Source organism: Scytonema hankhaensis NUACC26, assembly GCF_045865695.1.
GTDB lineage: Bacteria > Cyanobacteriota > Cyanobacteriia > Cyanobacteriales > Nostocaceae > Scytonema.
Map to the genome: position 1 here is coordinate 1 of NZ_BAACAP010000184.1, position 21,877 is coordinate 21,877.

Below are 21,877 nucleotides of genomic sequence, written 5' to 3' on the forward strand. Positions count from 1 at the left end.
CATGAGGATGTTGTGCTCTGCTTGGAACACCAACATGAAGTTGAAGGTTCCAGAGATTCCCAAGGGCATACCATCAGAGAAAGAACCTTGTCCAATGGGGTAGATTAAGAACACTGCGGTAGCAGCTGCTACAGGTGCGCTGAATGCTACGCAAATCCAAGGACGCATTCCCAAGCGGTAGGATAATTCCCACTCACGACCTAAGTAGCAGAATACGCCAATCAGGAAGTGGAACACAACCAACTGGTAAGGACCACCGTTGTACAACCTGCACCGGAGATGATGTTGTTACCGTAGAGCAAGGAACCTGCAACAGGTTCGCGGATACCATCGATGTCCACGGGAGGAGCAGCGATGAAGGCGATGATGAAGCAGATAGCTGCGGAAAGCAGTGTGGGAATCATCAGTACGCCGAACCAGCCGATGTAAAGGCGGTTTTCGGTAGAAGTGATCCAGTTACAGAACTGCTCCCAGACGCTTGCGCTACGGGCGCGTTGTAAGGTGGCTGTCATGGTTTTATAATTGCGGTTATATTTATGAATGAATCAGGCTTGTTTTGCGCCTGTCACTTTACTTTACAATCAGTTACTTAACTTTACAATACTTGGAAGCTTATTAAAAGTAATAAGAAAGATTAGCTTGAGTTATGATTCATGAGTTGGGCTGAGGCAGAGACCTGATTTTGACAAAATGACACTGCCTTATATTTGCCAACCTATTATTTATGCCCTGTCGCCCTCTGATAGTTGACAGTCGTAACCACCCCTGCTATTTTCCTTGAATATTACACCAAGGTAATATAAAATAGCATGACGTGGAATGTAGAATATACCAACGAGTTCGGGGACTGGTGGGAAACGCTTGAAGAAGATATGCAGGATAGTATCAGCGCCGTTGTTAACCTTTTAGCTGAGAAAGGAACCGCCCTCGGGTTTCCGTATTCGTCCAGTATAGCGGATTCACGTCAAAAGCACATGCGGGAGTTACGCATACAGCACAGAGGCAACCCTGTAAGGGTATTTTATGCGTTTGACCCCAGACGCAGCGCCATTCTCCTGATAGGAGGAGATAAAACGGGCAATGACCGTTTTTATGAGGAATACATACCCATAGCCAACAGGCTTTATGACGAGTATATAGAGGAATTGAAGAAAGAGGGCAAGCTATGACAGGACATAAACCATTTTCAGAACTTACAAAAGATTTTTCGCCGGAACGAAAGGCAAAAATCGCTTCTTTAACCAACCAGTTGCACGAAGAAATGACCCTTCAGGAACTGCGCGAAGCCCTTGACCTGCACCAGACGGATTTAAGCGAGCGGCTTGGGATTAAGCAGGCTGCGGTATCCCGCATGGAAAACAGAAAGGATATCCACCTCAGCCACCTTAAGAAAGTGATAGAAGCGATGGGCGGGGAACTAGTGATTATGGCGCGTTTTCCGAATAGGTCGGTATGTATAAACCATGTCGCGTTACAGAATAACGATTCATCCCCACGTCATGCTCGCGACGGCGAAGAGTTTTGAGAGATGGTTAGCTAGTGGTGCTTACCGATGACTTGGTGTGGGTTCGAGTACGTATAAGCACATGAACCCACACGAGCAGTATTGCATACTGTTGAGATATTAGAAGGTAGCCAGCCGCTTCGCTCCAATTCGTAATTCGTAATTCGTAATTCGTAATTCGTAATTAAATTCAGTTGAATTTAAACTCAAAAAATGAGAAAATTATTAGTAACAAAATAGATAACTTTATGATAGTTAATATCAGGATTGCTGAACGGACAAAAAGTTTTGCTGTCAGAATTCTTAAGGCTTGTTCCTTTTAAGAGGAGAAGTCTGGTGTTTGTAGAACACTTTCCAAGCAATTCCTCCGTTCGGGTACAGCAACTGAATACCAATGTTATATGGTAAAACATTGACACTAGCTCCTGTGTCTAGCAAAGCTGATACTTCCACGGTTGAATTTCGATAACCTAGTATCAAGGGTAATTGAGGGACGAAATCGGCAGTCCCCAAATATATCACGACCTTCAACAAAGGGAAACCTTTGGGAATTAAGCATCGCTTGTTTGTTTGTCTGACTCTAGCAGTGTTGCTAATTTTTGAGCAGCCTTATGAGAGTTGTATGGCGACCATACATGATAAGTTTCACCTGATTGCAGCGATAATATCTCTTCTTCAGTAGCCATTTCTTGCACTAAAAACTGCATCACTTTCAGTTTGTCTGCGCGAGACAGCTTTTTCAAAGTCGGTAATAAGTCTGCGATGCTCATATTCATTTAAAATTAAAAACTGGATACTTTCCTATTTTCTCATGGAAAAAGGGAACAGGATAGTGGACGAACTGAATGCAACGCCGTCCGCAGTATCGTCAGCAATGCGTCAAAGTAGAGTAGTTCTTGTCACAAACTTAAAACCTAAATGCTACTTTCTTCAGCCAATACATTGCCGACCAACTTTTCACCGCAATGCCTAGCAGCGTTAGAGATGATAATAAACATAATTAACAGTATAAATGCATAGATTCTCCAAATCTGTGTATTTGCTAAGAAAAAATATCCAGGTATACCTAAAAATATAAAACATAAAAAGCTAGAGCTAGCTAAATCTCTTGTCAAGAGAAATTTTTGATGTGCGTCTATAACAGCTTTTTTTGACTCATGTTTTTTGTATAGCTTGTACCATAACCTATTTTGCTCCATTGGCTTGCTCGGCAGGTTACCAAGTTTAGCTTTTAATAAATTAGGGTCTATTCTTGGATCTCTATATATAAAATATGAAAAAGCTCTATAACCTGGAAGTGGTTCTTTGAATCTCCAAAAAACTAGAACTGCTTTCATTGAAGAACTGAATTGACTATTGATAATTTGTGTAAAAATCCCCAAAATAAGCAACCATGTTGCGGAAGTTAGTAGTTTGCTTACCATTGACTCGATGGTATTGTTAATTGGTAAGCCAAGTTTCAAAATTACAAATATTAGGACATTAATGATAAGATAAGCAGTAATAGACAAGCTATTTTCCTGATTCAAGGTTTTAGTTTTACCAGACATTATTAGATATACCTTACTTTATTGCTAAATAAATTAAGAGATTGATGCCGAAACAGCACAATAATTTACAGGTGTTTTTATTAGTAGAACTGAAGGAATAAATTGACAGCTTGCTATTTCCAGCGCTGTCTGCAAATCGCGTTCTGAGGGTTCGGAATCGCTAAGGTGGCTATGCCATGTTCCCAAACAATAAAGCGCGTAATTGCACGATGATGAATACTCCTCCAGCATTTCCTTAACAGCATTCGTACCCAGCATAAACTCATACTTTAAGCGGCGGCTATCTTGCGGTGCTGGCAAAACATCTGTCACCACAAAAGCTTGCTGTGTCTCGGATATCCGCCCAACGAGAATACCACCTGTTTCTACCAAAGGATGCTCTGCACAGTCTTTCAAAATCTTCTGATGGGCGGTTTCAGCTATCCTAACAGTCCATGAAGAGTTCCCATTAATAGTTACAACATGAACAGGGGACACATTCATGTGCGTCCAGTTAAGTCCCATCTCATCATTTGTAACCGTTCCCACAAAAATACGACCACCTGCTTCTGGCAAACCTTCAGCACGCATTTTAGAAATACCTATAGCTATTGATGCCGCTAGCATCGATATTTTGGCATCAGAAATAATCATAGTTGTTGAGCCGCATCCTTGACCTGTAGCGTAATAAGGTGTTGAATCTTCGGCTACAAATACCGCATTCCTTAATTGCTCATTTGTCCTCATCACCTCATATGCTTGGGCAATAAGGTCAACCGAATTTGGGTTTCTGTCAGGTCCTTCAACAGTCATTAGTCCAACTTGACCGCTAGCAAAAAGTAATGCCTCAATAACTCGAGATCGCAATTTCTTCAATCCAATCGCAGCCAAGGCTTCTCGTACAGTCAACGATGCTGTTGTATTGATAACTGCCCATGTATTTCTTGGGAAAAGCTCCTTTAATAGTGTTAAATTGTGGACTGCTTGAGTAACATCTACATCAAAACCTTTTGATTTTTGTGCGAGACCTTTAATAGCAAGTGCAAGTGCTTTAGCTTTAGAACCGAGCCACATCACATCTTTATCTCTGGCTTCCGGTAAAAGTGCATGGCGTGCGGCATTATGCGGTGATAAGCTTTTTTTATCAATGACAATTGATGGTGCCGCACCAGAGCGAGCCATGTGGACTGCAATTTTTGACCCCAGGCTCCCGCAACCAACAAGAACAACATCTTGATTTGCGGGTAATGGTTGCTCACTGGAAAATGCTCGTAGCAATTTTGGAGTTATAGCGTATTTATGACCTGCGCTCCAAACAGGCGTTTTATCACCTTCAACTAACAGTTTTGGTGCCCCTACCTCAACAATATAGGGGAGTAACTCAATGTCAGATGATTCCCCAATGAGATGAAATGGACGGCGAACGCATAGAACAACAGCTATTGGAAATGTTGCACCTTGAGAATTTAGTAAGCTAAGTCTTTGCTTGAGTAAAGAAAGCGCTCTTTCAAAGTTTTTGTAACACCCACATTCTTTCGCTCGCTCCTGCAGGCTACCAACGTCAGTTACGCTTTCTGGGAAATACCTACCTGCAATTTGAAGTTCACCATTTGGAAGCCGATCGGGAGTAACAATAACAGCAAGGCTGCGTCCATGCGAAGATTTAGTGCCCATCATTTCATAGAAAAGCACATCCAATTCTCTTAATTTCAGCGGGTGCGTACCTATCTGTCCGTAAATGAAATATTGCTTGGATAAACTATTGGGCGGCTTTGGTTTGTTGAGTTTTAAGTAACCAAATTCTAAAAATACGTAACCATTATTACTATTTACCAAGCTACGTAAATAATCGCTATCCGCAATGATAAAATCCTCAAGGCTATCTCTCCTGACTGGTTCCCAACCTTGATTAGGGTCAATTAGCTGGTTCATTGCAGCCTTCTCAAGCCAAAACACCACTTGGTCTACAATTGCCCACAGTCCTTGAGCGTGCAGTAGTTCATTGATATCGCCATCATAAATACAGGGAAGAACAGCTTCCCCGGATGGACCAGGTTGCACATGGGCAAGGGATCTGTCAAAATCTGCGCGTAGCTTTACTGTTGGTGCGTGAATGGGAAAGCTTTGTGGGAACGAAAAAGTCACAGCCTCAACTGCAAAAACTCCGTTTGGACTTGCACCCGTCGCCATCCATTTGTTTGGAAGTCCAAGTTGTACTGCGACCACCGCATTAACACTGTTATTTTCAGTATTTAGATGCACCCGTATTATTTCATTTACTGATGGGTGGTTTGCAATTGAGGCAATACCGCGCTGAATTTCTGCCTCGATCCCGTTAGGAAAAGAAAATTGCTTGCCTTCAATCCCGGACATTACAAACACGCTCCTTTCCTTTATCCATGAGCTAGTGGTTGCCGACCAACAGCACCACTAGTGTATATAATTGGCCCCCGCATTGGCTGGCTCTTAGGTCGGGGTCCATCTTGTCCAATTTCAAATTCCATAATACCTGGAGATGTTTTAGTTGGATATTCCCCCGTACATTTGAACGACCCAGTTACTTCCTTGGCAATCACCTCATATTCTCGCTTGGCGCGGATACATGGAGGGTCAGAATCGTTTGCGCTAATGGGCTTACAACTTGCTACAATCACAGCACCATTACGCCTTTGGGAAAGAGCACTCCTAGCATCTTTGCTCACTTTAGCTTTTTCACCTAAATCACTCCAACTATCATGGGACAAGGAGCGCCAAGAACAATGGTGTGGAGTCTGGAGAATATCGTATTCAAGCCAATCAGTATTTTTATGTTCCGTCCACAGACGTTCCCAAACAACTACCTCTGCATCGCCACCAGTAAGAAAGCGGCAAGCAGCATCAACTCCACCACCTTTGATGTCAAAACGGAGAATTACACTTGAGCGATTTTTGGCTAGGGCTTCTTCTTCCTCCTCGTTGTCAAATTTAGGTAGAGGACCAAGCAATCGAGCAGTCATGCTGGAGTCTACAACCCCATTGACCTTGGTAACCAATTCACCAACTTTTACCAAGATAGAACCTAAATCATCGGTTTTGCCATTTTCGTCTTCGCCCATTATCTGGATGCGATTACCATCCCCTACGCCGAACAAACGGTTATCCCGATAGTATTTCACCCGTCGTCTTGCTTCAGTGTTAAATGCTTTGGCATCTTCACATAGAGTCAGTATCCTTGAGGCACGGCGAAACACGATTGGCGACGACCATATTTCTCGAATGAAAATTTTCTCGTCAGATTTGGAGTACGTATCCGGTGAACCCAAATGAAAATGCCTGTCCAGTCCCCGACAGTGGTCTTGGTCAGGGTGCGAGAGCAAAAACACGTCAACATACAAGCGTCCTTGGCGATCGCGTTTTAACTTCTCCCGCAGCATTCTTGCCACATTTGGTGTTGAGTCGTTAAAGTCGTCAGCCGCCGCTCGAATATTCACATCGATAAGTATTGTCCTGCCGCTTTCCAACTCAATCAACGTCATATCACCATTATCGACAGGGAAAAAAGTCAGTTTCGATACCATACGCATAACTTTGTGAGCAAATTTAGTTTATGCAACAATTATGGCACGTAAAACATAGAAATTTGAAAAGTGTGCTCATAAAGTGTACGCACATTTTTTTCAGGAGTTACCATGAATAAAAAGAGCCGTGCGATTAACCTTTCCATATCGGAGTTGGATAAAGCTCAGTTAGAGAAAATCGCCCTCGAATTTGGAATGAAGTGGGGAAATCGCCCAAATATCTCTAAACTGGTGGAGGCGATCGCTCGTCGTAAATTAGTTATTGCTCCCAATAATGATTGGTCAGAAACCCTCATCACAGCCCTAAAGCAAGCTGTAGATGCTTTAACGGATGCTGGCAAAATAGAAGAAGCCCTAGTAGTTGCTGATTTACTGTTGCAACGCAGCGAACTATCATTGCCTTTACGAGCAGAAGTAGAACGCTTTTTAGGCAACCCTCCTCCAGCTTGGCGGATAGAAGTCAACCGTTACATTTGTCGCGAGCAACCATTTCAGCTTTCCTACCAAGATGCAACAGGTAAGTTGTGGAACTTTACTGTCCGTCATGCCAAAGTAGTTCCTCACGAAGAACGACAGTATCTTGATTGCTGGTGTGAAGAAACAGAAGGAAATCAGGATGTAGAACAATTGCACCACAACTGGAGTTTACGGTTAGATAGAATTTCGGAAGCAGGTGTATTCCCCCTGACTGGAAAGTGGCGCTCAAATTTAGCGGAACTACCAGTAGAAATGCATATATTTGGTCGTTTGGCTTTTGCTTACAAAACCAGAAATGAGGATACAGAAAGTGAGTTGTTACCTACTTCTCCACCGATGCGACGAGTAGTCAGGCGCATCTCTAGTACCTACTGGTTTATTCGCGAAGTTTTGCGGGATGCGCCAGATATTGTAATTGTTTCACCCGAAAGTGTGCGCGGAAGGCTGAAACAAAAAATAATATCTTTCTATGAGCGTTATGATATGGAAATTTAAGATTAGTACCCAAAACAGTATTTATTGTTATTAGGGTAATGTATAGGAAATCACTATAGGTGAATTTTTTCCTCTATTCTTCGGAATTTTTGCCGATCCAACTTATGAATTAGACTATCTAAAGGTAACGTTACGGAAGTTAAGTTGGCATTTTTTATTGAAACTGGTTCACCAGGTAGTGATTCTTCAACATTATCTACAACTACTACTTTTATATGAGACAAGCCATTTTGCCAACAATAAAAAATCCTAGTGTTACCTTCAATTACTATAAGCTTTTCTCCCTTAGTTTCTAATACAGGTGGTGTAATGATTGAATATGTGCCATCATCAAATGTTAGCTTCAAAGGTTCAAAGAGTTCAAAGCCACCAGGTGTGTATAAATTAGTAATCATCTGATTGACTTGATTCAATTTGTATTCTTTAATATAACGTTGTAAAAGCAGAATATTATTAATATCAATAATTTGCAAAGAAAATTTGGCATATTTATATTGTTCTACACACCGCAATTTATCAAAAATTTCTGTTTCTGAGCAAGTTTGAAAAAATAGCTGTTTCAGTTCAATTGAGGATACTTGTTTCTGCCAAGGCTCTAGATAATTCCAAAAATTCTGTATAACTTGAGCATCGGAACTGGCAGAATATACTCTTCCTGTCTCTTCGGTGTAATTAAGGTAGAAGTTCACTGCTTCTTCTTTATCACTCACTAAAGCTAATCTTGTATCTTTGTCTTGCTCGAATAAGAAACCATTAAATGGTAGAGAACTTGTTACATATATCTCTACACCAATTTGTTTTAAAAGCCATCGCCTATACTTTTCTTTTGGCTCTATTGAATGTACTGTAACTAGGAAGATTTGAACTCCCCGAATAGCAGATGCCCAAAATGTAGGAAAAATATAGTATAACCAATATGTATTTTGGTCACAGATCCATAGAGAACAACGACATTTTGATAGTATCTGTACAAGTAGTGAAAGTTTTTGGTCAAAACCTTTATATGTTTTACCCGCCACATTATTCATATTGGTTGAAACACTTATGACTCAGTTATACTTTTTAATAAAGTAAGACATTTTGTAAGTAACTGCCGGGGACAGTTTATAAGTAAATTATTTGTGAGATTAGCTCTAACTTCTTCACTATTACATATCATCCTGATAAAATTGATTATTTCTGGTTTTATCTTCAAGTTAAGTTTTACTGAATATACAATAGCGCGAGCCACTTGAATCTCAGGAAATGGAATAAGACAGGATTGAAAATCTAAAACTTTATCTTTTAAAGCATCGATACAGCCAAAATCATATATATCAGGTACTGACCATAGCTGTTCGGGTTTAAAGATAATCGAATTGATCCGGAATACTGTAGTTTGTGGTAAAATGTCAAAATTTAGTTCAAGATTTAATTCTTTAATTAGATAAGTATCTTTCAATAACCAAATATCTATTTTATTTGTTGAAGTTTCAATTGAGAAACCACAAAAAATATTAACTTTATTGTCTGATGGTAGTAACTTCTGAAGCTGATGAAAGTCTAAACCGTCTACGACAACATCAATATCACGGGGTTGAAAGTTTTGTTGTAACACATAACTGGAAACATGGTCACGAACCCATCCTCCAAACACAACTGCTTTAGCAGATTGGTTATACAAAGCGGTCAGAATATCGCACAAAACTCTATCACTATTGATTACTTGGTCAAAATTCCATTGGAGACGCTCAATTAGAGCAAGCTTTAAACTTTCGGTAACAGGTTTATATGTCTTTTGCTGCTCTAAATCAGTAATTTTAACTAAAGGGATATGCACTTTACACTCCTATTATTCTTATCTAATTTAACTGAATTTCCGTCATGCTACACTTCAACAAGTAGATAATTTCTCAAAGATTTGTAAGCTTTGTTCAGCGCCACAAAACTTTCGTGTGAACCTCCTCGATCTGGATGTACTTTTAATGCTTTTGTCCTATAGGCACGTTTCAGTTCTTCCAAAGTAAAAGGAAAGTCTAATTCTAATACATTCAAACTTTCTTGGAGTTGACTAAGAGGTTGATACACCTGTTGAGTTTGCTGCTGACTCTTGAGCTGATACCTAACCCATCCTGGTTTATACTCCAAAGTAGTAGCAATATATTGTAATTCTGACTCAGAAAATGGAGCGAATGTACTAGAGATTTGATGCCAAACCCAGCCCCGTTGATAGCCTTTCCTACGCTGAGTTTCAAGCAGGGAATGAAGTGTGTGAATCACCTCTGGACGATTCATGCTGCTTTACCTCTCTGACATAAGTAATGCTGAATATGTGTAAATTTATGGTTATGGTCGAATTGACTGGTTTGCTCAACAGCAATCGACGCAGTTTGAGAGTGATTCATGCTGGAAATTTTCTTGGTAAGGTGCAACTGTTAATGTAAACAGTTTCTCTTTGAGGGAGTCACCTAATGCAACTACTGTTGTCAAACTGCTAAAACCTGCTTATTATCGAGTTAAATTGAGTTTGCGGGAGAAAAATTCTTTACGTCCCCCCTAAACTTTTTTATTACCTCAAACTTTTTGAAAAGCAGTTCAGTTTAACTTATGTCTAAAAAACGTAAAGATAGCCACGGTCCAGTAATCAGGGACAGAGCAAAACATCTACTGGGAGCCATCTTGAACTTTAAGGACTATACGTTAGACGGGTGTGAGAGCCTAATTCTTGATTGTCGTTGGAAGGAACAAGGCAGTGCAAGTCCTAAGCTTGTAATCCGAACTACTCTTAGAGTCTTGGAAGAACTAAGTTGTAAGTATAAGTATGAAGAAAAGTTAACTAAAGTACAAATTCGAGAAGCACTTAATAATATGAAAAACTTCTTGGACATTTTGGAAGATAATCGAGAACATGAAAGAGGCTCAGAAAAGTGGCACTTTACTCTAAAGCTATGGTCAACAAATAAGGAAATAAATTTAGAGAAGTTTACACAAGAATGGAACCGGAGACGTACCCCCAAATCAAAGCAAAAATCAGAAGTTACCGATGAGCTTAATATAAATAGCCCCAATCAACCTTTGTTTGATAATAGCGATACAAAGAAAAATGTTTGGTCAGATGAACGCATTGAGATACTCCAGAAAGCGCTTCGTTTGTTTACTGACATGGGACAACTGCAAGAAGCTCTGAGCATTGCCAATTTACTTCTTGAGCGTCGTGAGTTAAGCATTCCGTTGAGAACAGAAATAGAAGATTTCCTTAGAACCCATCAAGAGCCGTGGCGGCGGGACATAGATGACTACATTCATCGCCAGCAACCATTTCAGTTATCTTATCAAGAGCCAACAGGTAACTTGTGTAAATTTACTGTACATCATGCCAAAGTAGTTCTTCATGAAGAACAACAGTATCTTGATTGTTGGTGTGAAGAAACAGAAGGAAATCAGGATGTAGAGCAGTTGCGTCACAACTGGATCTTTCGCTTAGATCGCATTTTAGAAGCCAAAGTTAGCCCTATAGATGGAAAATGGCTACCTGATTTAAATTCAATAACGGTTGAAATGCATCTCTTCGGACGTTTGGTGCATGGTTACAAATCAAAGAAAAATAACGATATCAGTAATCAATTGTTGAACGTTAATGGACAACAAGTAAGAAAAGTGCTGCGAGAAGTTTCTAGTACCTTCTGGTTCTTCCGAGAAGTAATACGCTATGCACCAGATTGTGTAATTGTGGCACCAGATAGCGTGCGCGAGCGCTTTAAACAAAAACTTATAGCCCTTTGTCACTCATATAATTTGACGAGATCTGATTAATAATTTACTGAATTCTAGGTCAATCAAAGCTCTTATCAAAAACTCTGATTATCTCTACAGCAAGAAATTATTTTGCAGATCGAAACAAAATGGTATAAATTTATGGTTTGGTTTTTGCGCTACAACAGACCACCCATTTCCTCCGGTTTTTTTTTCTTACTCCACCATTAGTTCAAAATTCGGCTTATAGCTTGTCGAAAACCCCTTGACAACTGCCATACAAGCTTGACTTGTTACCAATGACACGACATCAGGATGTTCCTTCCCCATTACCTTTAATTTTTAAAATCTATCTTTTGTGAACCGTTGATAAAACTGAACACTAATAGCATAGCCTACCATAATACTTAAAATAACAGTTAGTAATGCACCCAACCATAAGCTAGTGACTGAGGGTTGATTTTTTCCTTTATCAAAATATAAAGATAATGTACTTGTCATTGGTTGGGAAATGATTTGACCAATAGCAATGGCTGCACCTAAACCTGTAAAAAGTTGTCCGAGTTTAGCTTGTCTATCTCGAATAGCATCTTCACTTATACTGACTTGGGTTTGAACGCTCAGCATTAGCTTCTCGTAGAGTTGGACTCCAGGACTGAGAAAACCAATGTTGGCTTTCATCTGCTCTAGATAAAAAGCAATATCTTTCTCGAAGTCAGTAAAAAATACAGCAGCTTTGTGTCCGGTTTTTTGCTCGAGTTGTTCGAGACATTCTCTATAGTTACTTTGATGAACTTCAACTAATCTGGCTTGGTCTTCAAGAAAGGAAAGGCGTTTGAAGTAATCAAGGGATTCTTGTGGAAGTTTGAGGAGAGAGAGTCTATCCCATTTTCGTTGAGCGTAATCGCTTGTGAGGTGTTCGATCGCTTCATATTGCTTGGCAAGTATCTTTTTTAAAATCTGGCTTTGGGAGTAGAAATAATGAATTTTATGATAGCTCAGCAGTAAGTTTTGTAATATGTTATAAACTGTATTGGCTTGATTCTCTACTTGCTCGTCTTTATAAAGAAAAACACAGGCTAGTTTTTTTGATTCGATGAAATCTTCACCTACCTGGTTGAGTGTGACTGTTTGGGGATAAATATAAAATGGACAATCTAAAAATTCATTAACGATGAGTTCCTTGGTTGAAATAGTTTTGCTGTAGTAATGACTTAAACATTCTGCGGCTATTGCATCTGTTGATTGAGATTGAGATGTCAGAATCCCTGCTAAAATGACTGTTTGTCCGAGTTCAACATCAAGGTGGTTCAGGTGTTCGCCCAGATTGGCAAATAATTCAAGGGGTTGCTCTCCTTGTACTGAAGGAACATATCTGGTGAGACGGAGGAAGTAGGTATCATTGAACCGACGAGCAGCAAGACGACTGTGAATAATACCGCTTTCAAAGTACAGTCGGTCATTGTTAAGCTGGCGACATTCTGGTGGAACGTTGTCAAAGTCCAGAACAGTTCCATAATATTCTTTTTCAAGAGGAATTAATCGCACAATATCTTCGCCATTTCTTCCCGTACTGGTTATTAAGTGAGAAGCGATTTTCTTTAAATTCTCATTGAAGAATTTTCGCCGTTTTTGTACAACATCTGGGGACTCATTAATGCCATTCCGCAGCATATAATGATAGAGATGCAGCGTGGGAGATACAACTTTGACAGTGAGGCTATTTTGAGTTAGAGGCATTTTTATTCCCTTGATGATTTTGACTTAGAACTTCCTTCGCCCAAAGTTCCAAATATTTCCCAATATCCCGTCCTTCATTTGTAAGAATTCTTTTTGTTTCAGCTTCATCATCTGCTTCCTCACCGGGATCGCGGGATTTTTTGACAAATATATCAATGCCATCTTCATCAAGTCTGTCGTATATGTCACCCCACCATTCTTGTAAATTTTCATTTTCTGGTTGTTGACAGAATGCGGCAATGTGATTTGCCATCACAGCCGGATTTTGGAAATCTTCTTTTGGGAGTGTGGTTAAATAGTTAGCGATAAGCGAAGCTTAACGGCTGAAGCCGTATCGCAAACCGTGCTTCGCTACCTAATTTCTTCTCGATTTCGGCGTCGGGTGAAGCGAGGATTTGCTTAAAAGCTTCACACATGAAAAAATCTGTGTCAAGGCGATCGCTGTAATTCATGTTTTAACAACCAGTTAATATAAATGCTGCCCAATAATAAGGATTGTCGAATGTTTATCGTGCAAACGTTTGAGCGCCCTCTGCAAACGAAACTGTTCTTTTGGTTCTAGTATACTCTCCCAGGTCTTTGCTCGTTCTCTAGGTTCAACAGCTGTGGAGCGTCGCAGCCAGTTTTGGACATTTTGCAAAGCAACGGCTTTATGAGCGATCGTTTCTAATTGCCTGTAGAACTCATCAAAGAGGAAGGCGGTGGCAATAGAATTGACTTTCCATTGACTCCCAATGACTGCTTTTGCTCTAGCAAGCAGACTTTTATTAGTACATAAATACCAATTAAGACCGTTAGAACTCAAATACCAACAATGTCAGCAAATATCCGTGAATTATTGGCGGGCAAAGTTCTAGAGGAAAGCAAACATCATTCTCTAGAAAAAAACTACCAGTACTTAACGCTGTAACGATCTAATGATAATGTCAGTTCCCTTATCAGCAATCATCATGGTTGCTGCTGCCGTATTTGCGGTAATTGACAGCGGAAACACGGAAGAGTCAATGACACGCAGTCCAGATGTACCGCGCACCCTGAGTTCTGTGTCTACTACGGAATCCTCATCAGTCCCCATAGAGCAAGTCCCGCAATAGTGCTGTGTTGTACCGGCTGTTTCTCTGATGTAACTCTCTAAATCTGCGCCCGTTTCAGGAGCAATTTGCTTTGACCGCCATTGGCTCAAACCGAGTTGATTGCCAATGTCGATGCCTAACTGAAGTGCCGTTTTACACATCTGGAGATCTCCTGCTGCCGTCAGGTAGCCAGGATCGATCGCAGGAGCGTCATCAGGAGTGCTTGAGCGCAGGGTAACAGTTCCCCTACTCTTCAGGTGCATGATGTTTGGCCACAACCAAAAAGAACGTTCTGGACCAGGGAAACCTTTCAGTGTTCCAACGCCTACTGAGGATTCTATATCAATAACTGAACTACTATTTTCTGTAGAACCGAAGATGACTGCTGGGGCTAGACCGTAGGAATAGAATGGCACATCTTTGTTTTGGGGAATAAAAAACCCGGCACTGACAAAAAGATCGTCGTATAAATTACGACCTACTTCTGGAACGTTTGCAACTACAGAAATATCAAATTTTGCTAATTCGTTTTCGTCACCGATACCTGAGAGCATCAAGATTTTTGGACTGGCGATCGCACCTGCACTTAGAATAATTTCATTTTGTATATAAGCAAGCTGTTGTTGACCATCTTTAACATATTCAACACCAATCGCTTTGGTACCCTTGAATAAGATTCTCTTTACAAAAGCGCGATCGTGGACGGTTACATTCTGATATCGTTCTGGCTGGAAAGTGCTGTATGTGGTTTCTCGAATCAGATTGGATGCTTTCGTTACATTAAATTGAAATAGAGCGTATCCATATTGACTTTCGCTGGTATTGTAGTTGGGATTATGAGGCAAGCCGTATTGTGCGGCGGCAGTAAACAAATCGTTGATGAACTCATCCGCTTCCCCTATCAACACTTTCATAATCTGCTCTACGTTCTCAAAGTGTGGCAAAACATCATTCCATGACCAACCAGGTGCTACCTTGCCCCACGCATCAAAGTCAGAACGGCTACCCCGCACGTAGACCATAGCATTATGCAGCGCACACCCACCTAAAACTTTTGCTTGCGCTAGCTGAATGACGCGATTGTTTAAATTTGGTTGGGGTACCGATTGATAACCCCACTCAATTTCTGGACATTTCTGCAAAACTTCAAACCAGTCGCTTGGTGTCCACATCTTTTCGTTGTCTGGAGTTCCTCCAGCTTCGAGAAGGAGAATACTTACACCCTCATCAGAAGCAGCGAGTTTTGAGGTTACTATGCTCCCAGCAGAACCCGCACCAATAACAATGTAGTCATAATGAGTGATTTTTGTCATTTTGCTCCCACTCTTGACTTAAAGTTTCAAGCAATGCTACCCCACTTATGGGAGATAGCCTAGTAGACTTAGGCACAAATTATCCTACCATTGACCCATTGTTGGGAAAACACCCAAGGTTGATGACGCCGGGAGCATCCACGAGAAATTGATACTTTTGGCTGAACATTACAATTAATGGCTCTTTTGTAGAATTGCTGCATGAATCACGAGCCAGAACCATAAGCCAACTAGAAAATTTACGGACTTTAAAAGTATTTTATTTGCACTGATATTCAAAAGAGTCGCAAAGATAGTCTGTATTCGCTGAACACGACCGTTGGGCTGCTTGAGTGCAACACTGCACTTTTCCTATACTTCTTTCGTACCTATCGTTCTTGATTTTCCCCATGCACATTATTCTTGGTGGCAATGGTCATGTTGGTTCTGCTGTAGCACAGACGCTGTTATCGCAAGGTGAGCCAGTAACCATTGTCTCGCGCAGTTCTGCGTCTATTCCTGAATGGCAGAAGCGCGGCGCTCAAGTTGAGGTTGTAGACGTGCATAATACCGTAGAACTACGCCGCGTGTTTGCTTTGGGTAAACGTCTTTTCCTGCTTAATCCACCTGCCGATCCGGCGACAGACACAGATATCGAAGAAAGAAAAAGCTTGGCATCCATTCTGGAAGCGATAAGAGACTCTGGCTTAGAGAAAATCGTTGCCGAATCGACTTATGGAGCGCAGCCCGGTTCTCAAATTGGCGATTTGGGAGTGCTTTACGAAATGGAGCAGCAACTCGCCGCCCAGTCCATACCTTTTAGTATCATCCGCGCTGCCTACTATATGAGCAATTGGGACTTCTCTCTACAATCCGCTAAACAGGATGGCGTAATCCATACCTTCTTTCCAACCGATTTTGCATTGCCGATGGTAGCCCCACGCGATATTGGTCAGTTGGCAGCGCGTTTGATGACAGAGCCAATAGAGAATACAGGGCTACACAACATCGAAGGCCCAGAAAGATATTCTTCGCTCAACGTTGCAGAAGCATTTGCCAAAGTTTTACTTAAACCAGTCAAGGTAGTGGAAACTCCGCGTGACCAGTGGATCGAGACAATGCGGAATATGGGATTTTCAAACTCGGCAGCAGCATCCTTCTCCAACATGACAACCCTTGCGATCGAAGGAGAGATGCCACCCCGTGATATTGTTACACGAGGAGTAGTTTCATTAGAGAGTTACATCGCAGAACTAGCGCATTCTGTTGTTTAACTCATCGCTCAAACTCAAGTGTTCAAGAGGAAATTGCAATGTATTGTGTGGACGGTTTATTTTCGTCAGTTCGCTGCGCGAACTGACGAAAATAAACCGCCATCATAGATTAATGGGGTAAGGGGCAGGTCTAGACGCTGCATTTGATCTGCGGCAGCCATGCGTGCGTCATGCACTTGGCACCACTTCGCGTGGCGCTAGGAAACCAAGGACAATTGCCACCAATATCAATGCTGGAACGTCGCCGAGGAGGTGTCCACGTTCCTCCGTGTCAATCAATGCGTGTACCGCCATGATTAGCCCGTGGACAGCACTCGACCAGACGGTGAACCAGATTAAACTCAGATGCGCTTCTGGTTTTCGAGAAGCCCATAGCAAAAAGACACCGAGCGTTGCATAAATACCAATCATCATCTGTTCGTATTCGTATTGACCTGGTTGCCATAACCAGCCCGATGACCAGATCTTCATCAACGGATAGATAAGGAGAAAAGCAATCCCAACAACAATAAGGGCAATTCGCAAGTACCTATGACGCTCATCCATTGCTCTAACCTCCTACTATTTTTCCGAGTAGTATCTCTCAATAGAATGCATATTAAGAATGTTATTCCTCAGAGCGATACTTCAACTTTAGAGTGTTATAAATTTTCATGCTTCTCATGATTGAAAGCTGATTTAACACTTCTCTAAGTTCTACCAAAAACCTCAAAGCCCCGTTTTACTGATGGATAAGGCTTTTTTCAAGCAAGTAAATAATCAAGAGAACTGCTCAAGAGAAGTTCACCGCGCTCTTTAACAAATTTTCTTGGTACTTTAGAATTGTTAAAGTTGGTAAAACGGAAAAAAGTGAAAGAGCTATCTCCAGGCGCATGCTCCGGTAATCAAATAATTGGACTTCTGCCGACTATGACCAAAGCGATAAGCGATCGATTACGGCTATACTGCTACGGAAATCTGCCACGCTTGAAGCTGCTGTTCTGGTTCTAACTTCGTCAGGGGTCGAATTTGGTACTCACTGCTGGGTAGGATTTGTAAATCATCCTCCGTCGATGAATTTTGACAACGAATCGTTATATACACATTCATAAAGAAGTAAAACAACAACAACAACGTTTTTGTAACAAAGCTTTTCAGTACGTTATGTAAATAGTTTGCATAGGTATCCCACAACGTATATAATGTAACTTCCATTTCAGTGTCAGAATTAACTAACCTATGCAAGTAAAGAAGGGAATAACTCCAGAAGGAAAAGAAGTCTGGATAGTTCTAAACTCTGATTACTCTGTAATAATTCCAATCCATGATTATTTACGATACTTGGAGAATAAAAATTACTCGCCGAATACCATAAAAGCCTATGCAAGAAACCTTAAGCTTTACTGGGAATTTTTACAAGAAATAGGAATTGATTGGACTAAGATAACAATTCTGAATTTATCGGAATTTATACATTGGTTAAAAACCACAAATTCCAAAGTTGTTAATTTGCCAAAACAAACGGCTTGCAGAACGGAGAGAACGATTAATCATATTCTGAAGACTGTGAGATTATTCTATGAGTTTCAAAGTCGATTGGGAGCAGTTGATGAGCTGAATATTTACCAAACAAAAAGAATAGATAAATCTAAGCTGAAGTACAAATCGCTCTTACATCATACTCAATCTGGGATGATGAGGACAAATATTCTTAAATTAAAAGAGCCGAAAACTTTTCCAGGATGTTTGACGAAAGACCAAGTCTTTAAGCTGATTGATAGCTGTAGTAATCTCAGGGATAAGTTTTTAATCTGCCTACTTTATGAAACTGGCATGAGAATAGGAGAGGCATTAGGGTTAAGACATGAAGATATTCGTTCCAAAGGAGTTAATGAGATTCATGTGGTTGACAGAGATGATAATATTAATTGTGCTAGGGCGAAGACAGGAGACAGAGTGATTCACGTCTCTAAAGAGTTAATGCGGATGTATTCAACATATTTAGTAAATGAGTATCCTGAAGTAGACAGCGACTACGTATTTGTTAATTGCTGGAAAAAACCATTGGGCGAGCCAATGTCAAAGTCTAATGTGGATAATTTATTCACACGTTTAGCTTTGAAAACAGGAGTGAAAGCCCATCCCCATCTTTTGAGGCATACACATGCTACAGAACTAATTAGAGCGAATTGGGATATGGCTCACGTTCAGAAACGGTTAGGGCATTCTGATATTCAAACAACAGTTAATACTTATGTCCATCTCAATAATGAAGATTTAGCTCAGAAATATCAAGAATACTTGGAAAATCAAAAATAATGCAGGTTCATCAAAAACAAATTTCATCTTCTAGTCTTAACCCCACTCAGGTTCACCCAACTAAGTTTTGGTCAAAGGATGTGTGGACTGCTGAAGAATTAGGATTAAAGGTGCGTCCTGGTAACTCAGAGACTAAGTTGTACTTTCAGCGCATACAACAAAATTGGTTGAAAGAATTTACCAAAAAATATATTTTTTATCGAGCAGCTAGTCTAGAATTTTTAAGTATCTGTGGAAATTTAAAAGCTATCAAATGCTTTAGTTTCTTTTTAGCTAGGTTTTTCCCAGAATTAACCCACGTTCATCAAATAAACGAGAGGATTTTAACAGAATACTACATTTACTTAAAGCAGCAAAAATATAAGCCGTCTCATATCAAAAGACATCTAATATGTCTAAAAGTTTTTTTAGATGTAGGTAATATCCAAGGTTGGTTTAACATCTCTCATGAATTCTTAGGAGATTGGATCGGTGCAGCACAAAAAGATATTAAGGTAACACCTCGGTTTATTCCTGATGATGTACTATCGCAACTTAACCAGCATCTTATAGCTTTACCAGAGCCGATACAACGAATGGTATTAGTTATTCAAGAGTGTGGATTAAGAGTGAGTGAGCTTGTAGGGTTAAACAAGGACTGTTTACAGCAAGATTCTACAGGAGGATGGTTTCTTAAGTTCATACGCTGGAAGATGAAAAAAGAAGATATTATTCCTATCTCTCATGAGTTAGCCGGAGTAATTAAGGCACAACAAGACTATATTCGTAACTCTTTAAGTTCTGAATATAAATACTTGTTTTGTAGTTCAACTCGTTACTTTGAAAATCAAGAATTAGTGGAATTTTCTCCCTTGCCTAAACTCATGTCATCTCAGAAATTTAATCAATATCTGAATTGGTTGGCTTATAAGTTTAACATTCACGATAATTCTCACTCGACTTGGCACTTTCAAAGCCACCAGTTTCGTCATACAGTAGGAACAAAGATGATTAACAATAATGTTCCCCATCATATTATTCAGAGGTATTTAGGACATACTTCGCCAACTATGACTTCAGTTTATGCTCATCTTATGGATTCTACTTTGAAAAAGGAGATTGAAAATTATCATAGTAAAGTTGTTAACATGACCGGAGAAATTGTCAAATCAGAATTTGCATATTTGGACAAGAATGCAGAACTACAATGGATGAAAAAACAAGTTTTAGGTGAAGTTTTGACTCATGGATATTGTGCTTTGCCTGCACATTTAGATTGTTCTAAGGGGAATGCTTGTCTTCAATGTGGTGATTTTCGTACTACCAGAGAATTCTTAGACAAACACAAAGAACATAGAGAGCGTACTCACCAAGCTTTAGAAATAGCACTCGCTAACAACTGGAAGCGCCAAATTCAAGTTAATGAAGAAGTTTTGAACAACCTAAACAATATTATTAATGAATTGGAGAAAGATTAATGAATGATGGAAAAAGTAAACGGGTTGCTGCTCTAAGTCAAGCAGCTCAAGAGAAAAAACGTTTCGCTTCTGAGGCAACAGATAAAGCTATTAGAAAGTTAACTAGCTCTAATCAACCCATAACTATAGCTAACGTAGCTAGATTAGCAGGAGTTTCTACTAGTTATATATATAAGTATCCAGAGTTAAAAGAACGAATTCATTCCCTAAGTCATCAACAACGTCCAGTTCCCTCACAAAAAACGGCGTCAAACAATTCCCAAGCTACAATTATCTACACACTCCGGTCAGAAATTAAAAGATTGAATGCTATGTTGTTAGAATCTAAACAAGCGAATCAGGTATTGATTGGTAAATTATACCAACAACAAGACACTCAAAAGCTCCTGGAACATTTGAAATTGGAAAATCAAAAACAAGTAGAGCAAATACAGCAACTTCAGTCGGCCAATGAGTTGTTGAAGCAAGAATTAGAACTCGCTCAATCTCCTAAAGTTTCTAGTTCTGATAAAATTGTCGATTTTTACCAAGAAAATCAACCCGCTCAAATCCTTGACTCTTTTCTCAATGAAGAGTTACAATCTGAATTAAAGCTTTTAGGAATTAAACTTAATGAACCCCTCAACAAATTGGTTAAATCTTCATCCAAGCAACAAATAAAAAATGCTTTATCCGTAGTGAAAGAAGCTTTATCTACGGGAACAAAAATCCGGTCAAAAGTAGGATTATTCCGAAAAGCGTTAGAATCCGGTTGGGTACCGTCACAGTCCGATGAAGATAGAGTTGCTAGTCAATTAGAAGCTACTTTTTCTGAATGGTACTGTTTAGCAAAGGCATCTGGTCTTATTATCGCTAGTCAAAGAACAGAACAAGGGATTATAGTTTATGAACCGAATGGTCAAGCTGTATCCTTTGAAACTATGCTCGAACGTGGATGGACTTTAGAGTATTTACGACAGAGACAACAGCGATGAGCTTTCAACATTGTGTAAACTACACATAACGTCAAACCCTTACCAGACACACGTTGTGGACGTTGTGGTGCATATAACCAATGGTTGTCAAATTTTCAAAAATATCAGCAGCAGCTATCAAATAATTGGATTTTTGCCGACTGTGACCAAAGCGATCGCGACAGTATTCTTCAAAGGTTTTGTGTGTGTTTCGATACAAACGCTTGTCCCGCAGTTCCATCAAAGCCTTACCCGCCTCGTAAAATGACCTTTCTACCTTCCGTTCTAGATGAAGGCGCAAATGTAACTCTTCTTCTCTGAGTTCTCCAAGTTCAACAACTTCGACGTTGAAAGTGTTATCCCAAGAAAGCTTCTCAGAAAAGGCAATTTCCTGGGAGTGGGAATTATTGGTCTCCAAACTGGACTGAGCATTCTGCTTTGGGTCAAGCTTTCCTTCATTCTGAGTTTGTGTCATTATGGAATTACCGGGCGCAAC

At 40.2% G+C, this 21,877-nt stretch carries 23 protein-coding genes and 1 pseudogene; 8 read left to right on the top strand and 16 right to left on the bottom strand.

Features of this window, described 5'->3' with window-relative positions; genetic code table 11:
* Nucleotides 1-512: pseudogene (locus ACKTT2_RS17870) on the bottom strand (photosynthetic reaction center family protein); the annotation flags it as partial.
* Nucleotides 513-809: 297 nt separating this feature from the next.
* On the opposite strand from ACKTT2_RS17870, the gene ACKTT2_RS17875 reads away from it, so the two are divergent.
* Nucleotides 810-1,169, top strand: a complete 360-nt coding sequence (locus ACKTT2_RS17875; RefSeq protein ID WP_407889291.1) for a type II toxin-antitoxin system RelE/ParE family toxin — start codon at nt 810-812, stop codon at nt 1,167-1,169.
* A complete protein-coding gene (locus tag ACKTT2_RS17880; protein ID WP_407889293.1) occupies nt 1,166-1,525 on the top strand; it encodes a helix-turn-helix domain-containing protein in 360 nt (119 codons plus the stop codon). Before ACKTT2_RS17875 ends, ACKTT2_RS17880 begins: the two co-directional genes overlap by 4 nt.
* Before the next feature lie 530 nt (nt 1,526-2,055).
* On the opposite strand, the gene ACKTT2_RS17885 is transcribed toward ACKTT2_RS17880, so the two are convergent.
* The 4 genes from ACKTT2_RS17885 to mblB form a co-directional block, all read right to left on the bottom strand.
* Complete coding sequence (locus tag ACKTT2_RS17885) at nt 2,056-2,274, bottom strand: hypothetical protein (RefSeq protein WP_407889295.1); 219 nt, start codon at nt 2,272-2,274, stop codon at nt 2,056-2,058.
* A gap of 144 nt (nt 2,275-2,418) precedes the next feature.
* Nucleotides 2,419-3,054 carry a hypothetical protein gene (locus tag ACKTT2_RS17890; RefSeq protein WP_407889297.1) on the bottom strand — a complete coding sequence of 212 codons (636 nt, stop codon included), beginning with the start codon at nt 3,052-3,054 and terminating at the stop codon, nt 2,419-2,421.
* Nucleotides 3,055-3,087: 33 nt separating this feature from the next.
* Nucleotides 3,088-5,406: an anti-phage 6A-MBL system cap2_3 protein gene (cap2-3, locus tag ACKTT2_RS17895; protein ID WP_407889299.1), complete on the bottom strand. Its 2,319-nt coding sequence runs from the start codon at nt 5,404-5,406 to the stop codon at nt 3,088-3,090.
* Between the two features lie 20 nt (nt 5,407-5,426).
* Entirely contained in the window at nt 5,427-6,596 is a 1,170-nt protein-coding gene (gene mblB / locus ACKTT2_RS17900; RefSeq protein ID WP_407889301.1) for an anti-phage 6A-MBL system MBL-fold protein, read from the bottom strand.
* 105 nt (nt 6,597-6,701) lie between these two features.
* Here mblB and ACKTT2_RS17905 point away from each other — a divergent pair, with 105 nt between their 5' ends.
* Nucleotides 6,702-7,562, top strand: a complete 861-nt coding sequence (locus tag ACKTT2_RS17905) for a WYL domain-containing protein (protein WP_407889303.1) — start codon at nt 6,702-6,704, stop codon at nt 7,560-7,562.
* Nucleotides 7,563-7,615: 53 nt separating this feature from the next.
* Here ACKTT2_RS17905 and ACKTT2_RS17910 read toward each other — a convergent pair whose 3' ends face one another.
* The 3 genes from ACKTT2_RS17910 to ACKTT2_RS17920 are packed head-to-tail and all read right to left on the bottom strand — an operon-like array spanning nt 7,616 to nt 9,836.
* Nucleotides 7,616-8,590 carry a hypothetical protein gene (locus tag ACKTT2_RS17910; RefSeq protein WP_407889305.1) on the bottom strand — a complete coding sequence of 325 codons (975 nt, stop codon included), beginning with the start codon at nt 8,588-8,590 and terminating at the stop codon, nt 7,616-7,618.
* Between the two features lie 14 nt (nt 8,591-8,604).
* Nucleotides 8,605-9,381, bottom strand: coding sequence for a nucleotidyltransferase family protein (locus tag ACKTT2_RS17915; protein WP_407889307.1), 777 nt, complete (start codon nt 9,379-9,381; stop codon nt 8,605-8,607).
* Nucleotides 9,382-9,428: 47 nt separating this feature from the next.
* Nucleotides 9,429-9,836: a J domain-containing protein gene (locus ACKTT2_RS17920; protein ID WP_407889309.1), complete on the bottom strand. Its 408-nt coding sequence runs from the start codon at nt 9,834-9,836 to the stop codon at nt 9,429-9,431.
* 312 nt (nt 9,837-10,148) lie between these two features.
* Between ACKTT2_RS17920 and ACKTT2_RS17925 the strand changes: the two genes are divergently transcribed.
* Nucleotides 10,149-11,354 (top strand): WYL domain-containing protein, encoded by a 1,206-nt coding sequence (locus ACKTT2_RS17925; RefSeq protein WP_407889311.1) that lies wholly within the window; start codon nt 10,149-10,151, stop codon nt 11,352-11,354.
* Between the two features lie 282 nt (nt 11,355-11,636).
* Here the strand turns inward: ACKTT2_RS17925 and ACKTT2_RS17930 are convergent, their stop codons facing one another.
* The 5 genes from ACKTT2_RS17930 to ACKTT2_RS17950 form a co-directional block, all read right to left on the bottom strand.
* Complete coding sequence (locus ACKTT2_RS17930) at nt 11,637-13,034, bottom strand: hypothetical protein (RefSeq protein WP_407889313.1); 1,398 nt, start codon at nt 13,032-13,034, stop codon at nt 11,637-11,639.
* Nucleotides 13,015-13,287 carry a hypothetical protein gene (locus ACKTT2_RS17935; RefSeq protein ID WP_407889315.1) on the bottom strand — a complete coding sequence of 91 codons (273 nt, stop codon included), beginning with the start codon at nt 13,285-13,287 and terminating at the stop codon, nt 13,015-13,017. Before ACKTT2_RS17935 ends, ACKTT2_RS17930 begins: the two co-directional genes overlap by 20 nt.
* A gap of 46 nt (nt 13,288-13,333) precedes the next feature.
* Entirely contained in the window at nt 13,334-13,486 is a 153-nt protein-coding gene (locus ACKTT2_RS17940) for a hypothetical protein (RefSeq protein WP_407889317.1), read from the bottom strand.
* Nucleotides 13,487-13,500: 14 nt separating this feature from the next.
* Entirely contained in the window at nt 13,501-13,839 is a 339-nt protein-coding gene (locus ACKTT2_RS17945) for a CHAT domain-containing protein (RefSeq protein ID WP_407889319.1), read from the bottom strand.
* 93 nt (nt 13,840-13,932) lie between these two features.
* Nucleotides 13,933-15,420, bottom strand: a complete 1,488-nt coding sequence (locus ACKTT2_RS17950; RefSeq protein WP_407889322.1) for a GMC family oxidoreductase — start codon at nt 15,418-15,420, stop codon at nt 13,933-13,935.
* Between the two features lie 389 nt (nt 15,421-15,809).
* Here ACKTT2_RS17950 and ACKTT2_RS17955 point away from each other — a divergent pair, with 389 nt between their 5' ends.
* Entirely contained in the window at nt 15,810-16,673 is an 864-nt protein-coding gene (locus tag ACKTT2_RS17955; RefSeq protein ID WP_407889324.1) for an NmrA family NAD(P)-binding protein, read from the top strand.
* 168 nt (nt 16,674-16,841) lie between these two features.
* Here the strand turns inward: ACKTT2_RS17955 and ACKTT2_RS17960 are convergent, their stop codons facing one another.
* Together ACKTT2_RS17960 and ACKTT2_RS17965 are read right to left on the bottom strand one after the other, a co-directional pair.
* Entirely contained in the window at nt 16,842-17,219 is a 378-nt protein-coding gene (locus tag ACKTT2_RS17960; RefSeq protein ID WP_407889326.1) for a DUF6632 domain-containing protein, read from the bottom strand.
* 393 nt (nt 17,220-17,612) lie between these two features.
* Nucleotides 17,613-17,867: a hypothetical protein gene (locus ACKTT2_RS17965; protein ID WP_407889328.1), complete on the bottom strand. Its 255-nt coding sequence runs from the start codon at nt 17,865-17,867 to the stop codon at nt 17,613-17,615.
* 24 nt (nt 17,868-17,891) lie between these two features.
* Between ACKTT2_RS17965 and ACKTT2_RS17970 the strand changes: the two genes are divergently transcribed.
* From ACKTT2_RS17970 to ACKTT2_RS17980, 3 genes are read left to right on the top strand one after another with little or no spacing between them, the layout of a single operon-like run.
* Complete coding sequence (locus ACKTT2_RS17970; RefSeq protein ID WP_407889330.1) at nt 17,892-18,971, top strand: tyrosine-type recombinase/integrase; 1,080 nt, start codon at nt 17,892-17,894, stop codon at nt 18,969-18,971.
* Nucleotides 18,971-20,428, top strand: a complete 1,458-nt coding sequence (locus ACKTT2_RS17975; protein ID WP_407889332.1) for a tyrosine-type recombinase/integrase — start codon at nt 18,971-18,973, stop codon at nt 20,426-20,428. The genes ACKTT2_RS17970 and ACKTT2_RS17975 overlap by 1 nt, the downstream gene beginning before the upstream one ends.
* Nucleotides 20,428-21,402, top strand: coding sequence for a DUF6262 family protein (locus ACKTT2_RS17980; RefSeq protein ID WP_407889334.1), 975 nt, complete (start codon nt 20,428-20,430; stop codon nt 21,400-21,402). Before ACKTT2_RS17975 ends, ACKTT2_RS17980 begins: the two co-directional genes overlap by 1 nt.
* A gap of 31 nt (nt 21,403-21,433) precedes the next feature.
* Here the strand turns inward: ACKTT2_RS17980 and ACKTT2_RS17985 are convergent, their stop codons facing one another.
* On the bottom strand, nt 21,434-21,856 hold the full coding sequence (locus ACKTT2_RS17985) for a hypothetical protein (protein ID WP_407889336.1): 423 nt from the start codon (nt 21,854-21,856) through the stop codon (nt 21,434-21,436).
* Nucleotides 21,857-21,877: the final 21 nt, after the last annotated feature.

Excerpts from the sequence above, each read along its gene's own strand:
- ACKTT2_RS17985 (WP_407889336.1), bottom strand. The coding sequence starts at position 21,856 with ATGACACAAACTCAGAATGAAGGAAAGCTTGACCCAAAGCAGAATGCT.
- ACKTT2_RS17875 (WP_407889291.1), top strand. The coding sequence starts at position 810 with ATGACGTGGAATGTAGAATATACCAACGAGTTCGGGGACTGGTGGGAA.
- ACKTT2_RS17970 (WP_407889330.1), top strand. The coding sequence starts at position 17,892 with ATGCAAGTAAAGAAGGGAATAACTCCAGAAGGAAAAGAAGTCTGGATA.
- ACKTT2_RS17930 (WP_407889313.1), bottom strand. The coding sequence starts at position 13,034 with ATGCCTCTAACTCAAAATAGCCTCACTGTCAAAGTTGTATCTCCCACG.
- ACKTT2_RS17905 (WP_407889303.1), top strand. The coding sequence starts at position 6,702 with ATGAATAAAAAGAGCCGTGCGATTAACCTTTCCATATCGGAGTTGGAT.
- ACKTT2_RS17965 (WP_407889328.1), bottom strand. The coding sequence starts at position 17,867 with ATGGAAGTTACATTATATACGTTGTGGGATACCTATGCAAACTATTTA.
- ACKTT2_RS17920 (WP_407889309.1), bottom strand. The coding sequence starts at position 9,836 with ATGAATCGTCCAGAGGTGATTCACACACTTCATTCCCTGCTTGAAACT.
- ACKTT2_RS17925 (WP_407889311.1), top strand. The coding sequence starts at position 10,149 with ATGTCTAAAAAACGTAAAGATAGCCACGGTCCAGTAATCAGGGACAGA.
- ACKTT2_RS17960 (WP_407889326.1), bottom strand. The coding sequence starts at position 17,219 with ATGGATGAGCGTCATAGGTACTTGCGAATTGCCCTTATTGTTGTTGGG.
- ACKTT2_RS17880 (WP_407889293.1), top strand. The coding sequence starts at position 1,166 with ATGACAGGACATAAACCATTTTCAGAACTTACAAAAGATTTTTCGCCG.
- ACKTT2_RS17885 (WP_407889295.1), bottom strand. The coding sequence starts at position 2,274 with ATGAGCATCGCAGACTTATTACCGACTTTGAAAAAGCTGTCTCGCGCA.
- ACKTT2_RS17950 (WP_407889322.1), bottom strand. The coding sequence starts at position 15,420 with ATGACAAAAATCACTCATTATGACTACATTGTTATTGGTGCGGGTTCT.
- ACKTT2_RS17975 (WP_407889332.1), top strand. The coding sequence starts at position 18,971 with ATGCAGGTTCATCAAAAACAAATTTCATCTTCTAGTCTTAACCCCACT.
- ACKTT2_RS17910 (WP_407889305.1), bottom strand. The coding sequence starts at position 8,590 with ATGAATAATGTGGCGGGTAAAACATATAAAGGTTTTGACCAAAAACTT.
- ACKTT2_RS17980 (WP_407889334.1), top strand. The coding sequence starts at position 20,428 with ATGAATGATGGAAAAAGTAAACGGGTTGCTGCTCTAAGTCAAGCAGCT.
- ACKTT2_RS17935 (WP_407889315.1), bottom strand. The coding sequence starts at position 13,287 with ATGGCAAATCACATTGCCGCATTCTGTCAACAACCAGAAAATGAAAAT.
- ACKTT2_RS17890 (WP_407889297.1), bottom strand. The coding sequence starts at position 3,054 with ATGTCTGGTAAAACTAAAACCTTGAATCAGGAAAATAGCTTGTCTATT.
- ACKTT2_RS17955 (WP_407889324.1), top strand. The coding sequence starts at position 15,810 with ATGCACATTATTCTTGGTGGCAATGGTCATGTTGGTTCTGCTGTAGCA.
- ACKTT2_RS17940 (WP_407889317.1), bottom strand. The coding sequence starts at position 13,486 with ATGAATTACAGCGATCGCCTTGACACAGATTTTTTCATGTGTGAAGCT.
- mblB (WP_407889301.1), bottom strand. The coding sequence starts at position 6,596 with ATGCGTATGGTATCGAAACTGACTTTTTTCCCTGTCGATAATGGTGAT.
- cap2-3 (WP_407889299.1), bottom strand. The coding sequence starts at position 5,406 with ATGTCCGGGATTGAAGGCAAGCAATTTTCTTTTCCTAACGGGATCGAG.